Annotated in this window: 14 protein-coding genes and 1 other RNA gene; 11 read left to right on the top strand and 4 right to left on the bottom strand. The window is 31.2% G+C overall.

Annotated elements, in window-relative coordinates; translation table 11 throughout:
* Positions 1-155: 155 nt before the first annotated feature.
* Both KA900_RS06275 and recU read right to left on the bottom strand, forming a co-directional pair.
* Positions 156-2,309: a transglycosylase domain-containing protein gene (locus KA900_RS06275; RefSeq protein ID WP_115342150.1), complete on the bottom strand. Its 2,154-nt coding sequence runs from the start codon at positions 2,307-2,309 to the stop codon at positions 156-158.
* Positions 2,306-2,932 (bottom strand): Holliday junction resolvase RecU, encoded by a 627-nt coding sequence (recU, locus tag KA900_RS06270; protein ID WP_096809680.1) that lies wholly within the window; start codon positions 2,930-2,932, stop codon positions 2,306-2,308. The genes KA900_RS06275 and recU overlap by 4 nt, the downstream gene beginning before the upstream one ends.
* A 249-nt stretch (positions 2,933-3,181) precedes the next feature.
* Here recU and KA900_RS06265 point away from each other — a divergent pair, with 249 nt between their 5' ends.
* From KA900_RS06265 to KA900_RS06225, 9 genes are all read left to right on the top strand, one after another.
* Entirely contained in the window at positions 3,182-3,520 is a 339-nt protein-coding gene (locus tag KA900_RS06265; RefSeq protein ID WP_096809681.1) for a DUF1798 family protein, read from the top strand.
* Entirely contained in the window at positions 3,517-4,083 is a 567-nt protein-coding gene (locus tag KA900_RS06260; RefSeq protein WP_103372748.1) for an SLOG family protein, read from the top strand. Before KA900_RS06265 ends, KA900_RS06260 begins: the two co-directional genes overlap by 4 nt.
* Positions 4,084-4,094: 11 nt before the next feature.
* Positions 4,095-4,448 carry a cell division regulator GpsB gene (gene gpsB, locus KA900_RS06255; RefSeq protein ID WP_096809685.1) on the top strand — a complete coding sequence of 118 codons (354 nt, stop codon included), beginning with the start codon at positions 4,095-4,097 and terminating at the stop codon, positions 4,446-4,448.
* A gap of 134 nt (positions 4,449-4,582) precedes the next feature.
* An RNA gene (rnpB, locus tag KA900_RS06250) (RNase P RNA component class B) lies at positions 4,583-4,957 on the top strand.
* Between the two features lie 298 nt (positions 4,958-5,255).
* Positions 5,256-6,389 carry a THUMP domain-containing class I SAM-dependent RNA methyltransferase gene (locus tag KA900_RS06245; protein ID WP_103372747.1) on the top strand — a complete coding sequence of 378 codons (1,134 nt, stop codon included), beginning with the start codon at positions 5,256-5,258 and terminating at the stop codon, positions 6,387-6,389.
* A 32-nt stretch (positions 6,390-6,421) separates the two neighbouring features.
* Positions 6,422-7,327, top strand: a complete 906-nt coding sequence (gene rarD, locus KA900_RS06240) for an EamA family transporter RarD (protein ID WP_096809689.1) — start codon at positions 6,422-6,424, stop codon at positions 7,325-7,327.
* A 281-nt stretch (positions 7,328-7,608) separates the two neighbouring features.
* Positions 7,609-8,244 (top strand): SDR family oxidoreductase, encoded by a 636-nt coding sequence (locus tag KA900_RS06235; protein WP_096809691.1) that lies wholly within the window; start codon positions 7,609-7,611, stop codon positions 8,242-8,244.
* Positions 8,245-8,500: 256 nt separating this feature from the next.
* Positions 8,501-11,941: a dynamin family protein gene (locus KA900_RS06230; RefSeq protein ID WP_210139395.1), complete on the top strand. Its 3,441-nt coding sequence runs from the start codon at positions 8,501-8,503 to the stop codon at positions 11,939-11,941.
* Between the two features lie 21 nt (positions 11,942-11,962).
* A complete protein-coding gene (locus KA900_RS06225; protein WP_096809696.1) occupies positions 11,963-12,844 on the top strand; it encodes a 5'-3' exonuclease in 882 nt (293 codons plus the stop codon).
* 321 nt (positions 12,845-13,165) lie between these two features.
* On the opposite strand, the gene KA900_RS06220 is transcribed toward KA900_RS06225, so the two are convergent.
* Positions 13,166-13,585: a ribonuclease HI family protein gene (locus KA900_RS06220; RefSeq protein WP_115342151.1), complete on the bottom strand. Its 420-nt coding sequence runs from the start codon at positions 13,583-13,585 to the stop codon at positions 13,166-13,168.
* Positions 13,586-13,756: 171 nt separating this feature from the next.
* On the opposite strand from KA900_RS06220, the gene KA900_RS06215 reads away from it, so the two are divergent.
* Entirely contained in the window at positions 13,757-14,302 is a 546-nt protein-coding gene (locus KA900_RS06215; RefSeq protein ID WP_242692935.1) for an RBBP9/YdeN family alpha/beta hydrolase, read from the top strand.
* 413 nt (positions 14,303-14,715) lie between these two features.
* On the opposite strand, the gene KA900_RS06210 is transcribed toward KA900_RS06215, so the two are convergent.
* The gene (locus tag KA900_RS06210) at positions 14,716-15,420 is read right to left on the bottom strand and encodes a queuosine precursor transporter (RefSeq protein ID WP_103372743.1); all 705 of its coding nucleotides are present in this window, start codon (positions 15,418-15,420) and stop codon (positions 14,716-14,718) included.
* Between the two features lie 251 nt (positions 15,421-15,671).
* On the opposite strand from KA900_RS06210, the gene KA900_RS06205 reads away from it, so the two are divergent.
* Entirely contained in the window at positions 15,672-15,866 is a 195-nt protein-coding gene (locus tag KA900_RS06205; RefSeq protein WP_096809704.1) for a zinc-finger domain-containing protein, read from the top strand.
* Positions 15,867-15,869 lie beyond the last annotated feature (3 nt).

Genomic DNA, 15,869 nt, shown 5'->3' with positions numbered 1-15,869 from the left:
GTATCAGTCCTGTTTAGTATAGAGCCTATAAAATGAGCCCCAAAAAGTTTTCTAACTAAAGCATTCTTTTTGGGGCTAAATTTTGGGATGGGTATCCCAAGCACTTCTTATTGTTATGAGTTCATATTAATAACTATTTCACTCAAAACATTTAATTAATCGTTACTCGAACTATTTCTATTAGAATCGGATGATGAGTCACTGTTACTATTACTGTTACTACTGCTGCTTCCACCTTGACCTTGTGGTTTTTTGCTCGTTGTATTGTCATCAGAATGACCTGCAACAGATAAACTATCTTTACTATCACCATTTACTGAATCAGGTTTTGTAAAGTCTTGACCATCTCTAGGTGAAATTGTACTCATTACATCTTCAAATAAAAATTGTGGATATTCTTGTTCTTCGTGACCAACAAATGAGTTGACGCCACCTTGTTTAACTTCATTGAATCCCATCCAAACGGACATACTATATTTTGGTGTAAATCCATTCATCCAAACGTCTTTTGCGGCATCATCAGGTAATCCGTACTCTTGATATGTTTGGTTACCATAAGTACCTGTACCAGTTTTGGCGCCAACATTCACACCAGAAATATTATGACCATAAGCAGAACCATATGCTTCGAATGTACCTTTAAGTACCTCTGCTAGCATGTAAGAAGTAGAGTTTTTCATCGCTTTTTTACTAGTGTGATCATAATTAATTACTTCTCCGTTTTCTTTTTCTACTTTTTTAATTGAATGCGCATTATTATATTCGCCGCCATTTGCAATAGCTGCAAATGCTGATGCTAATTGAGTAGGGGAGAATTCTGATGATGAACCACCTAGTACTTCAGAAGGCCCAATCTCTCCTTCATAATCTAAACCTACATTGTTAGCAAATTGTTTTGGTGCATCATTACCAGCATTTTCTTTGGTAGATTGCCAAGTTTTTAACGCTGGTATATTGAAACTTTGACGTAGGGCATCATATAACTTAACTTCTCCGTGACCTTCCATATCATAGTTTCTAAATGTCACGCCATCTACTTGATAAGATTCTTCGTCCTGGATAGCATGATTTGTAGCCCAATTCATATTTTCTATAGCTGGGCCATAAGCTAAGAACGGTTTTAATGATGAACCAGTAGGGTGCGCGTCAGTAGCCAAGTTTCTATCAACAACATCTTTGTAATTTCTACCACCAGATACTGCAACTAATCCACCAGATTCACTATCTACGATAGAAGCACCAACTTGTTGGTCTTCATTTTTATAGTAGCTACCATTATTTACACGATCTTGTAAAGTTTGTTGAACATCTTTATCCATATTTGTGTAAATTTTAACACCACTATTTAGAACTTCGCCTAAGTTTTTACCTTTAAATTCCTTATTATTCATTAATTCTGATTTTACGAAGTTAATATATGAGTCATATTCTTCAGTTGAATTATCTTCGCTGACTTTGCGTTCTTCAGAACTTCGGTTAACTAAGTTATCTTCTATAGAGGTGTCTTGCGCTTCTTCTTTTTCTTTCTTAGAAATTCTATTATGATATTCCATTAAATATAAAACAGTGTCTTTACGCGACTCTGCTGCTTCTGGATGATCATAAATATTATATGTGTTCGGAACTTGCGGCAATCCAGCAAGATATGCTTGTTCAGCTAAATTTAAATCTTTTAAATTTTTATCAAAGTAATACTTAGCTGCAGCTTTCACACCATAAACACCGTCTGAATAGTAAATTTTATTTAAATACATTTCAAAAATTTCATCTTTACTATATTCTTGTTCGAGCCTATACGATAAGTAAGCTTCTTGAGCTTTACGCGCAATTGATTTTTGATCCGTTAAGAACGAACGTTTAACCACTTGTTGCGTTAGCGTTGAAGCACCTTCTGAACCAAATCCACCTGTAAAGTTTTTAGCTACGGCGCCAAACAAACGTTTGTAATCAAGTGCACCATGATCATAGAAACGATTATCTTCAGTTGCTAATACTGCAGCTTTCATGTTTTTAGGCACTTCGTCTAAATCAACATGTTCTCGTCGTTGTCCATTATCAATGGTTTTAATCAAATCACCGTCTTTATCGTATATTTTAGCAGGAATTGGATCTTGTAATTTTGATTCTGTAAATGCAGGCGCTTTCCAAGCATAATAAGCAAATAACAAAATACCAATTAATGCTAGAACAATAAATGCTATGATGAGAAATCCAATTATCTTGATAATTGTTCTTTTTATATTCCTATTCTTTTTTTCTCCAGACTTACTATTCTTATTAGAATTCGTAGTCCTTTTCTTCTCCGTCATACGCGGTCCTCACTTTCATCTAATATCAACTTATCAACTGCTTTGAGGTAATTCAATCTTGGTTGATACTGATAAGGAATATAGTAACCATTTTTTCTTATTTCTTCAACCGTAATCGACTTTTTAATCTCTTTTTTAAACCGATGCCAATAATATTTAAATTTGCTATAAGGCAATAAATAAACTTCATCTATTAATTTAAAGCGTATTAATAAAAACACTGTACCTCCTTGTTCAAAACAAGCATCCATATGTAACACTTGATGTTCATGCATGTTATTTAATGGAAAGGAAGTTTTATTTTTTGTTTCCTTCGCTTCAAAATCTAAGTAATGCCCGTTATAAATACCATTATAATCAGTAGTCGAAGGCGTTCTGAAATAAGCCTCATTAATCACTGCCTTACTTCTCATAGGATAATGAACGTTTACTATTTGTACCGGCGTTGGCTTTTTATGTATAACAGCTTGTCCGAGTTTCAAATAGTGGGTGTTTGATAATTCAATATCATTCTCTAGTGACATGCCTCTGCCACCATAGTTTATTTTACCCTTTTCTTCCTTATGAGTTCGTCCGACTTGAGACTTATTTCCATAAAATGGTTTCCCATTAGGATAATTCATCGTTTTTCACCACTTTAATTTGGTTTCAAAAACTTTTTTCATTATACCTGAAAACTGTCTTTTTTTCCAAACTATGATATATAAAGCAATGTATCTGTACATACATCATGTATATTTTAACGTGCTTTGTTCAATTAAACAATATTAGACGTTAAATATGCTTTATATATGACATAAATGTAAGGTGTGCATTTCAAAAATGACTATTAAATTCATTTGTGGTAAATTTAGTATGTAGGAGGAAACTTCATGCAACAATTATTCACCCAACTATTAAATGATGTACAAGTTATGCAAGACAGATATGAATTTGTCAAAGCAGATGTCGTAGACTATGACTTTTATAAAGACGTTGTACCATTCACTAGAAACATAGATGAACTATTAGTTTCATTAAAAGCTTACGAAGCTAAAATGCTTCAATTACCTTATATGAATAAGAGAAAATTTGATTTATTAATATCAAACATTGAAGCTTTATCAGTAGAATGTCATTTCAAAAGAACAAGCCGAAAGCTATTCACTGAAAAAGTGAAAGCTGTACAATATGATTTAAGTTATATACAAAGAAGTGATATCAACTTATGATAAAAACAATTTATGTCACAGGTTATAAATCGTTTGAACTTAATATTTTTAAAGATGACGCACCTGAAGTTTCTTATTTAAAAAAATTTATTGCTCATAAATTAAAACAGTTGATTGAAGAAGGACTTGAATGGGTATTAATACAAGGACAGATGGGTATAGAATTATGGACGGCTGAAGTGGTTATTAATTTGAAAGCAACATATCCTGATCTCAAACTTGGTATCGTTACACCATTTTATGGCCATACTGATAAATGGAATGAACAAAATCAAGCAAAATATAACCGAATTGTACAACAGTCTGATTTTGTAGATAGCGTGTTTCACACGCCTTATGTAGGGCCACATCAATTTAAACAGACAGATCAATTTATGCTCGATCATACAGATCAATCGCTACTCATTTACGATGAGGAACAAGAAGCCAGTCCAAAATACTTTAAGCAAATGTTAGTTGATTTTATGGAAAAAACAAATTATACTTGTGACATTGTTTCGTTCGATGAATTAACGGAATTTATTAACGATTTGCAGTGGTCTCAAGAACAAAGTTTCGAATGAGGTGGGAAAATATGTCAGATATTTCATTAAAATTATCAGCTAAAGATATTTATGAAAAAGATTTTGAAAAAACTATGACACGTGGCTATAGAAGGGAAGAAGTAGATGCTTTCTTAGACGACATCATAGCTGATTATCAAAAGATGGCAGATTTAGATAATGAAGTTGTTAAACTTTCTGAAGAAAATAATAAACTAAAAAAAGAACTTGAAGAATTGAGATTACGTGTAGCCACATCTAGACCACAAGAAAATAAAAACTTTTCATCTAATGGTAATGTCAATAACAATTCTAGCAATAATGGGAACAACGTAGATATTTTAAAAAGAATTTCCAACTTAGAAAAAGCTGTGTTTGGAAAGTAATACAACCATTATAATTTAAACGAATATACCAACGTAGATTTGTAGTATCTACATAAAGATAAGTTTTGAAAAATCAAAACTTATCTTATTTTATTTGTTTTGAAATGTTAAAAATGATATACTACTAAGGATGGTGTTTTGGGTAATCGCTATAGCGATATAGAGGAAAGTCCATGCTCACACAATCTGAGATGATTGTAGTGTTCGTGCTTGATGAAACAATAAGTCAAGGCATTAAGTTGACGGCAATGAAATAACCTAAGTCTTAGGATACGGTTAAAATAGTTTGAAAGTGCCACAGTGACGTAGCTTTTATAGAAATATAAAAGGTGGAACGCGGTAAACCCCTCGAGTGAGCAATCCAAATTAGGTAGGAGCACTTATTTAACGAAATTCAACGTATAAATAAGGCATACTTTTTATAGTATGTAGACAGATGGTTACCACCGGCGTACGAGTGTAACTAGTACACGTTGGCAGTACAAAGGTACAAAACATGGCTTATAGAAACATCATTACTAGGCCCAAGCTCTCCCATACAGGAGAGCTTTTTAATTGTTAAAAATACGAATTTAAGATAAATTATAACTTTCTAATAAAAACTTCTTACACAAAGTGGGCAAATACGTCATAATTGTGATTGAACAGACTTGAAATAATCATAATTTTAATTCAATCATTTTCTGTTAAAAAGATATTTGAGACTAAGATATTAAGTTACATCATAACCTCTAGAATATGGTCATATCTATTTAAAATAACTTTTGATAAAATATAATTAAAACAATATAAAAAAGGAGCAAAACAATGTATCAATTACTAGCTGTATGCCCTATGGGATTAGAAGCCATCGTTTCAAAAGAAATTCAAGAGCTTGGTTATGAAACAACTGTGGAAAATGGCAAAATCTTTTTTGAAGGCGATGAAACTGCAATAGTTAAATGTAACTTATGGTTGCGTACTGCAGACAGAATAAAAATTGTAGTAGGTCAATTTAACGCTAAAACATTCGATGAATTATTCGAGAAAACGAAAGCATTACCTTGGGAAACATTAATTGAAAAAGAAGGGAATTTTCCAGTACAAGGCCGTAGTGTTAAATCAACATTGTTTAGTGTTCCAGATTGCCAAGCAATCGTCAAAAAAGCGATTGTAGAACGTTTAAAAGAAACTTATCAAGAAAAAGGTTGGTTAAATGAATCTGGTGCTAAATACCCGATTGAAGTCTCACTATTAAAAGATAGCGCCTTACTCACAATCGATACTTCTGGCTCAGGGTTGAATAAACGTGGTTATAGGTTGGCACAGGGCGAAGCGCCAATTAAAGAAACGCTTGCTGCTAGTTTGATTAGACTAGCAAATTGGACTGGAGATACACCCCTAATTGATCCATTTTGTGGTTCCGGGACAATCGCAATTGAAGCATGCCTAATTGCTCAAAACATTGCGCCAGGCTTTAATCGTGACTTTGTTTCAGAAACTTGGGAGATCATGCCTGATGGATTATATGACCAATTACGAGATGAAGCAGATCAACAAGCGAATTACGATAGACCATTAGAAATCTATGCGTCCGATATTGATCCAGAAATGATAGAAATAGCTCGCAGAAATGCTGAAGAGGTCGGTTTAGCAGATATTATTAATTTTAGCGTTAAAGATGTTAATACATTATCGATAGAATCAGAAGAACCAATCGCATTAATTGGTAATCCACCTTATGGTGAGCGTATTGGTGACAGAGAAGAAGTTGAAGCAATGTATCGCTACATCGGTAAGTTAATGCAACAACATCCTTATTTATCATCATATATATTAACAAGTAACAGTGAATTCGAATTTTTAGTTAATAAAAAAGCAACTAAAAGAAGAAAATTATTCAACGGTTATATCGAATGTACATATTATCAATATTGGGGTGATAAAAAACCTAGAAAGTAAACCATTTTAATTTTTAGAAAGAGGTGCCACAATTGAATAGTGAATTTAAAAAAGGTATATTATTTGCTTTTAGTGCCTACATATTATGGGGGATCCTTCCTATATATTGGGATTTAATAGAAGACATTGGCGCATTTGAAATATTAGCGTTTCGGATCATACTATCAATGATATTTATGTTATTGGTTGTCGTATTCACTAAAAATACCGCGCCTTTCAAACGCGATGTCCAACAACTGATAACTAACCCTATACAACTTGTAGCTATAATTGTAGCTGGTTATGTAATCACGGTTAATTGGGGGACGTTTATATGGGCAGTTACAAATGGTCACGTGTTACAATCGAGTTTAGGATATTACATCAACCCACTTGTAAGTATTTTACTAGCGTTGATATTTTTAAAAGAACGTTTTAATAAATTCGAATGGATAGCTATTGGATTTGCAGTAATTGGTGTATTATATATGACTATTAAGGTAGGAGTATTTCCTGGCATTTCATTACTACTTGCTTTTTCATTTGGTATATATGGCCTGATTAAAAAGATTGTACCTATAGATGCGATTAGCAGTATTACAATAGAATGTATCGTTACTGCTCCAGCTGGGATTATATATTTATGGTATATATGGCAACAAGGTAGTCTAACATTTGGGTATAATAGTTCTTCATTTTGGTTGATTTTCTCAGGTGCCATAACTGCAATTCCGCTTATACTATTTTCAGCAGGTGCTCGAAGAATACCACTTTCTTTAACTGGTTTCATTCAATATGTTGGTCCTACAATCATGTTTATATTAGGTGTTTTCTTATTCAAAGAACCATTTAGTATGGACCAATTTGTTACATTTATTTTTATTTGGGTTGGTATCATTATTTATAGTACTTCTCAATATATTAAGATCAAAAAAAATAAAAACCCAGCAATCAATTAAAAACACTCATTATTTCTCTAAAGGTAATGCTCGTATAATTACCCTTAGAGATTTTTTATAATATATTAAATCGATATATACATTTAAAATGCACAAGCTATTAACTCTTTTTTAAAAAATAATACACCAAATATATTATTAGTATAAATAGCTTATTTGTAGTATTGTTAAAAGAGATAGAGAAAACGGTTGATTCAAAATAAACATTATATTATCAAGATAATTAAAAAATAAAATTTATTTCGCTATTTTTAAAGCATATATAATAATGGAGTGATTTTATGACAAGAGTATTAATATTAGGGGCAAATGGAGCTGTTTCTAAAGCCGCTATTAATTCATTTTTAGAGAACACATCTTATACATTGAGATTATTCTTAAGGGATGCGAATAGATTACCTGACTATGCATCAGACCGTATAAGAGTACGTGAAGGCGATGCTACAAATTTTGAAGACGTTAATCATGCGATGGAAGATGTTGATATCGTCTTTGCCAGTCTCTCTGGAGAATTAGACAAAGAAGCAAGCAATATTGTTAAAGCAATGGAACAAAATAAAGTTGACCGTTTAATATTTGTGGCTGCTTTAGGTATATATAATGAAGTTCCAGGTGAATTTGGACAGTGGGTCGATGAGCAGATTAGAGATTATTTACCTGTTTACAGAAAAGCAGCCGATATCATAGAAAATTCAAATATTAATTATACTATTTTAAGACCAGCATGGTTAACAGATACTAACGAAATTGATTATGAAATCACACATAAAACAGATCAATTTAAAGGGACAGAAGTTTCTAGAAAAAGTGTGGCTGCTGTAGCAGTTAATATCGCTAAAAATCCCAAACTTTATTTAAAAGACAACATTGGTATTAGTAAACCAAACACCAATTTTAATAAGCCGAGATGGAAATGAATAACGTTTATAAATAAACGAGGCATCATTTCAATCTAATTTTTCTCTCGGTATGTAAATGCCACCATTTTAGGTGGTATTTTTTAATTTGGAGTTTATAATATATTGCGCATATTTTTCAGTAATAAAATATATTTTCACAGTATGCCAAAGAAATACTAAATACAATCTAATTTCATAAACTTACTTTAGACCCACATTAATTTGTTATACAATAGAAATAATTACATAAAAGTAATAAAGGGGATACAATCTTATGTCTAAAACGAAGCAACTCGATATTTTATATAAATTAAAAAAAGAGGTTGAAAAATCCAAAAATCATAGACTTGTCCATATTATAAACCAAGTTATTAAAAAAGTGTTTTTAGAACAATATACAGCGACTTTCGTAGGGCATTTTTCAGCAGGTAAATCAACATTAATTAATTTATTATTAGAAGAAAGTATACTACCTAGTTCACCTGTACCAACAACTAGTAATACAGCTATTGTTTCAGTAGCTGAAGAACCAGGCATAATCGCAAACTTAACTAATCAGAGGTATACATTATTAAATAGTTATGATGAAGTTAAACAAATGAACCGCGAAAATATAGATGTGGAATCAGTAGAAATTAAATTTCCATCCAAGAAGTTTAACAAAGGGTTTACGCTACAAGATACACCAGGTGTAGATTCGAACGTCACAACGCATCAATCTAGCACTGAAGAATTTATGTATACAAGCAATGTATTGTTCTATACAGTAGACTATAATCATGTCCAATCAGCAATGAATTTCCAATTTATGAAACAACTAAACCACGCAGGTGTTCCTGTCGTTTTTATAATTAACCAAATCGATAAGCATAACGAAGACGAAATACCTTTTGATTTATTTAAAGAAAGAGTTGAAAAATCAATAAACGAATGGGGCATTGATTTAGATCAAACTTTTTATGTTTCTAAATTTGATCATAAACATAACCAAATCCAAACATTGTCAGATTATCTCGTTAAAAAAGATGAAGATAGAGAGCAAATGTCAGATTATGTCAATCGTATTGTTAATTTTATAACAGAAGAACAATTATCATTTATTCAACATGAAATTCAACACATATTAACAGAACTTGATATTTTTGAAGAAGATTTTGACCAAGCATATTTAAATTTTCAACAGCATCAACAAGTTAGCGAAGAAGCCAAATTATTAAATAATCCAGATAAACTATACGACTTCTTGAAACAAAAACGCAAAGCTATCTTGGATAATGCGTATGTAATGACACATGACACTAGAGAAAAGATAAGGACTTATTTGGAAAGCCGCACAAAAGATTTTAAAGTAGGTGGCATATTTAATAAAAAGAAAAAGACTTTAGAAACACAACAAATTAGACGCCAAGTGCTTCTTGAACAATTACAAGAAAAAGTTAATCAAGAAATACGTCAACCTTTAAGAGAAGACATGTCATTTTTAACTAGATTTATCAATGCTTCAAAAGTGAACGACGCGATTTTAAATCAACATTATACTATACCATCTAAACTTATAGATGACTTATATCAAATGCAGATTTCAATTAGTAACCAGTATGTATTAACTTTTTCAGACGACTTAATGAAATCTATTAAACAGTTTATCTCTAAAGAAACGGAACCATTATTTAAAGAAGCAATCCACCATTCTCAAGCCAATGATATCGGTATTGAGCAAGAAGATGATTACAATGATTATGTAAAATTTATTGAAATGCGTAATTTAAGAGACTCCTTAGAAACGCAAAATTATATGCATTACTACATCCATATTGATGATTCATTAGACAAGTTGATAGATAGAGAAAAGATCACCTATCAGCCCAAACCACAGCAATCAGAAACTAAAAAACGTAACAATGTGAAAACGAATGTCGCTTCAAACGATCAACCATCAACACAAGACATTAGATCTTCTTTAAAATTAATTAAGGATATACCACTGTTTGAACAAACAAAAGAAGACATTCATAATACATTGGAACGGCTTGATAATCAAACAGTTAAAATTGGTGTTTTTGGCACGTTTAGCGCTGGAAAAAGCAGTTTAATTAATGCACTTCTGGGAGGGACGTATCTTGTAAGTTCTCCAAACCCTACGACAGCAGCAATGACAGAATTAAGCTATGGTGATGAAAGTCAAATTACACTTAAGCCCGAAGCGCAAATCCTAGAAGAACTAAATCAATTATTTGAAGTTGATAACCGAAGTTTCGACACAATCGAATCATTTTTTAAACAAAATACAAATAAGCTAACATCTTCATTAGAAAAAAATAAATTAGCCTTTATCAACGCCATTGAAAAGCACTATGCAATGTATCAAGATATGTTAAAAGAAGGTCTGACGCACGCAATCAATCAAGATGAAATTAAAAAGTGGAGTGCAGAAGATGAATTCGCAACATTTGTGAATACCGTTCATTTGAAATTACCTTTAGAATGGTTAAAAGACAAAATCATTGTAGATTCACTCGGTTTACATTCTAATAATCAACGTCACACAAACGAAACAGAAAAGATTTTGACTTCTTCTGATTTAATACTTTACGTGAGTTATTTTAATCATTCTTTCACGGAAAATGACAAACGTTTCATTGAACATATGAAAGAAATGAATCAATTAAATGAAAATCAGGCCTTTAAGATGGTGGTAAATGCCACTGATTTAGCAGAAACTGAAGAGGATCTAAACGCTGTTATTGAATATGTAAGTGATGCGCTTAACCAAGTGAATATGCATTCTGATATTTTTGCTGTTTCTAGCCGAGAAGGCCTGAAAAATGGTGATTCAGGTATTGAAAAATTAAAAAGTAGCGTAACATATTTTACAGAAGTGGCATCAAAAGGTATCTTACAACAACAAATGGTCAAACAACTAACACACATTTCAAAAGTATTTGACCAAATGATTGAAGAAGCACAACACAATCAAACTCAAATCAAGCAACGCAAAAGCAAACTTGAAAATTATCAAAATCAAACGATAATGAATTCTAATATCTTACAAATTGCTGAACAACGTGCTGCAAATGAAGTGGAAGATCAAATTTATCATTTAAATGAACGCTTAAAAATACAATTATTGGACGAAGTTAAATCCATTTATAATGGTCAAATGACTCGAAGTAATAATTTTAATGAACAGAAACGTAAATCTACAAAATCATATTTAGATCAAATTCATCAAAGGTTATATCTAGAGCAATCTTTACTCGTTGAACGTGTTAAAAAATATTTTATCCAACAAATACATGAAGAACTTGCCCCTTTAAAACAAAAATTAGCACAGGTACATGTATTTATTGAGCCTGAATTTAATAAATCCAATATCGATTTAGAAAACCCTTATCTAAAAATTGAATTAAGTGAAATGATTTCATCTTTACCTAAAACACTTACGAAAAAAAATATAATACAATCTAAAACACAGAATGAAATCCAAAGAGCAATTACTCAAAATACAATAGAATTGCTCAAACCATGTATTGCTGATTTAAGAAAAGGACTCATAGAGATTATAGATATCTTAAACCAAGATATTGAGAAGAAATTCACCCACTACGAAAAAGATATCCATTCACAAATTAAACAACTATTATCATTTGAAATGGACAACACATTAATTCAACAGCTTCAAGAAACCAACCATAAATTAAAAGCACAATTGTAAATTGAGAAAGAGGTACTCACAATGTCTAAAAAAATATTATTAATAGATGGCATGGCTTTATTATTCCGCCACTTTTATGCCACAAGTTTGCATAAACAATTTATGCGTAATTCTTATGGCACTCCTACAAATGGTGTTCAAGGATTTGTTCGCCATGTATTCACAGCAATAAATGAAATTCAACCTTCACATGTAGCTGTATGTTGGGATATGGGAAAATCTACTTTTAGAAATGATATGTATGATGGTTATAAACAAAATCGCCCAGCACCACCTACAGAACTGATTCCTCAGTTTGATTATGTTAAAGAAATTTCAAAACAATTCGGTTTTGTAAATATCGGGGTTCAAAACTATGAAGCGGATGATGTTATAGGTACATTAACTCATCAATATTCAGATCAAAACCAGATTTATGTAGTTACCGGAGATAAAGATATCCTACAATGCATTAATCCAAATGTAGAAATATGGCTCACTAAAAAAGGATTTAATATTTACAATCGCTACACGCTGGATCGGTTTCAAAGTGAATATGGGTTAAACCCATTGCAACTAATTGATGTCAAAGCATTTATGGGGGATAGTGCTGATGGCTATCCTGGCGTTAAAGGAATTGGAGAAAAAACTGCTATAAAGCTCATTCAAAAACATGGTTCTGTTGAAGCAGTTTTAGATGCACTACACGAATTAACGCCTAGCCAACGTAAAAAAATTGAAGACAATATATATAACTTAAAATTATCAAAGAATTTGGCGAAAATTCATACCGAAGTGCCATTAAATACAAATGAGTTATTAAGTGATATGAAATTTGGTACTGATTTAGCAGAGGTGCTAAATATTTGTAAACAGCACGAACTATACGTATCTGGCAAATATTTATCGACACATTTTAATTAATACAGGTTGAAGTATAGCGTAGTGATCTAATCTTTATTATTACATTTTTGATTCGTCCGACTTAAAAACGGATCCAAGTTAAGAAGTATCGATATAATGATTTGAGTCAATCTCGTGTATATACGATGCTAAAGCAAAAAAATGATATGAACCAAGGATTATATTTACTTACCGTTAATGTATGAAGAAAATGTACAACATTCAAAGCACTCGCGTAAGTATTATTCGTTTTCACAAATAAAAAATAGTCATTTAGAAATGAGTTTATGCGTTTTTATCCAAGCCATTTACTGTCCATATGTGATGGAAGCTGAGACATGTTTATTTATGTCTCAGCTTCTTCTTATTAGTTTGGGTGATTTTATATAATGCATTTTTAGCATGATGATTTGCTTCTTTATTTTGGTTTCTTGGAACCCATCTCACAAACAACAAATCAAAATTTTTTTCTAATGCTTGAATTTGGTCAAAATAGTGCTTGAATTTTTTGTTTTTTACTTGTCCTTTGTTCATACTATCTTCTATTAATTTTGAATCTGTATAGACAAGCGCTGTAGTAATATAATGTGCTTTTGCACATTTTAATGCATATACGAAAGATGCCCATTCCGCACTATGGTTATCTGTTATACCTAAATCAAAATCAAAATGAATTCTTTCGTGTTCAGTAACCAATACTACTGCGCATGCACTTTGTCCAGGATTTCCTGCAGTAGCTGCGTCAAAATATATTTTTGCCATAAATTCACCTTCAAATATAAAAGTTAATTTTATATTAACAAACGAATACGATTTAGACTAATAAAGGGCGGGTATTTTTCTTGAAAAAATAGATTAAAATAACGTAAGCTATGAGAGTTAACAAATATATACATAGCTAAATAACTTAAAAAGGTGATTAAAGTGAAAAATATGTTTATTGTACATGGTTATCAAGCTAATACAGAAAGCCATTGGTTTCAATGGTTAGCGGATCAAATGAAGCCCTATGGTTACAATGTGGAAATCGTATATCTTCCAGATTCAGATTGTCCTTCTTTTGAGGCGTGGTACCAGGCTATTCAAAACAGTATGCAAAATAATTTAAATTCAGAAACGATTATAGTGGCTCATAGTTTAGGTGTTATTTCAACGTTAAATTATTTAACTTCTATGCTTAACGTCCCAACAATCAAAGGGCTTTTTCTCGTTTCTGGTTTTAATGAAAAATTATCGAATTTAATAGAATTAAATCAATATATAGATTGCATCAATATTAATTTAAATAACTTGCATGCACAACATATTGTTACTATCGGCGCAATAAATGACCCTGTGGTTAATATCGATGCAACAGATAGATTATCTGAACAATTAAATGTCAAAACGACTTATGTCAATCATAATGGCCATTTTTTAGCTACAGAAGGTTATAACTCTTTTAATTTCTTAAAAGATAAAATTATCGAAATTTTATAACTCTATTAAATATGAAAACTGAGCCGTCAAACCATAAGTCTTTGTTTCAAGATCTGAAGATGGCAAATGTGTATCTACGTATAAATTTTTTAATATCCTTTTTATCCATCAGGCACCTAGTTATTCAATTTATTTGATTGTGATTTTATTACAAGGAAGTGTCTTATTTTTTATCTATATTTATATAATCATACTGCTTCCGTAATAAACTTATACCCAATGAAAAGTATGAATGAGAAATTTTCGCTCGAATGGTAACCATAAACAAGCATATAAATACAAAATCTGAAGATTTTAAGTATAAAACGCATTTCCATTAAAATGGAAATGCGTTTTATACTGCATATTGACGTATGAATATTTGTGGCTGTGGTTTGTTTTATTGATTATCTTTAAGAAATGATATTGAGTGATTAATAACCCTCATCTAATTTTTGTATTTTTCCTTTTCTATACATAGATTTTGCCCAGTAGCCAAAAGGAACGTTGAATACGGTAGAAATGATTTTTAGTAAGTAAGTTGTTATAAAGATTTCAAATACTGCTTCATTTGGCATTGCGCCAAAAAAGGCTATAATAACAAATAATGCTGTATCTACAATATTACTTAAAATCGTACTACCATAGGCTCTTATAATAAACGTTTTGTCAGAACTAAAAACCTTTTTAATTAGTGAAAATAGTAAAACATCCAAATGCTGACCAATAATATACGCAATAACAGAGCCTAAAGCAATTCTTGGAACAATATTAAAAATGGATTCTAATGCATTTTGTGTATTATCTACTGGGGAAGGTACAAAATGAAGTGAAAATTGCATTACTATAATCATTACTAAGGTTGAACTAAAACCTAACCAAACTGCACGTTTAGCAATTTTACGACCATATATATCATTTAAAATATCAGTTGCTAAATAAATTGAAGCAAACATCACATTTCCTAGTGTGGCCGAAATAGTAAAAATATCGATTGTTTTAATAACTTGAATATTGGCAATAATTGTTCCAATTGCAATCCATGCAATTAAGCCATGTTTACCAAATAATCGATACATAGCCACCAATAACAAAAAAGTTACTAAAAAGGTAATAACTCCAAATATTTCATTAAACAATTTTATTCCTCCTAAATTTTGATGATGCGGGTGTTTAGAAACCGCAAAATAAGCAACTACATTATTTTACTAGAAAAAACAAAAAAATCAAGTTCTATTTATAATTGAATATTTAACGTTTTATTAATAGTTAGAATTACAAATTAATGATTAAACAATCGTTGTTACAAATGATATAATGTCAGCAAGTCTCAAATCTTAATTTTATGATTTATTTGGTACTTATATTTCATTTTTAGCAATACAGGAGAGTGAAGCGTATTCTAACCTATTCTGAAAAAGAGGCGATTGATGCAATTGATCAATTGATGAACACATATTGTAAAACGTGCTTGTTAAAACGTCATATCAAAAATACAAAAGGGAAGACACAAGCACATCATTTCTGTATAAATGAATGTTCTGTTGGAAAACAAATAAAACAAATTGGTAATGAATTACAATAAGGA

It is taken from the genome of Staphylococcus sp. GDY8P120P (genome assembly GCF_017892065.1).
In the GTDB taxonomy this organism is placed as follows: domain Bacteria; phylum Bacillota; class Bacilli; order Staphylococcales; family Staphylococcaceae; genus Staphylococcus; species Staphylococcus nepalensis.
The sequence above is the reverse complement of the archived record's forward strand: the minus strand, read 5'-3'. Positions and strand labels throughout refer to the sequence as shown.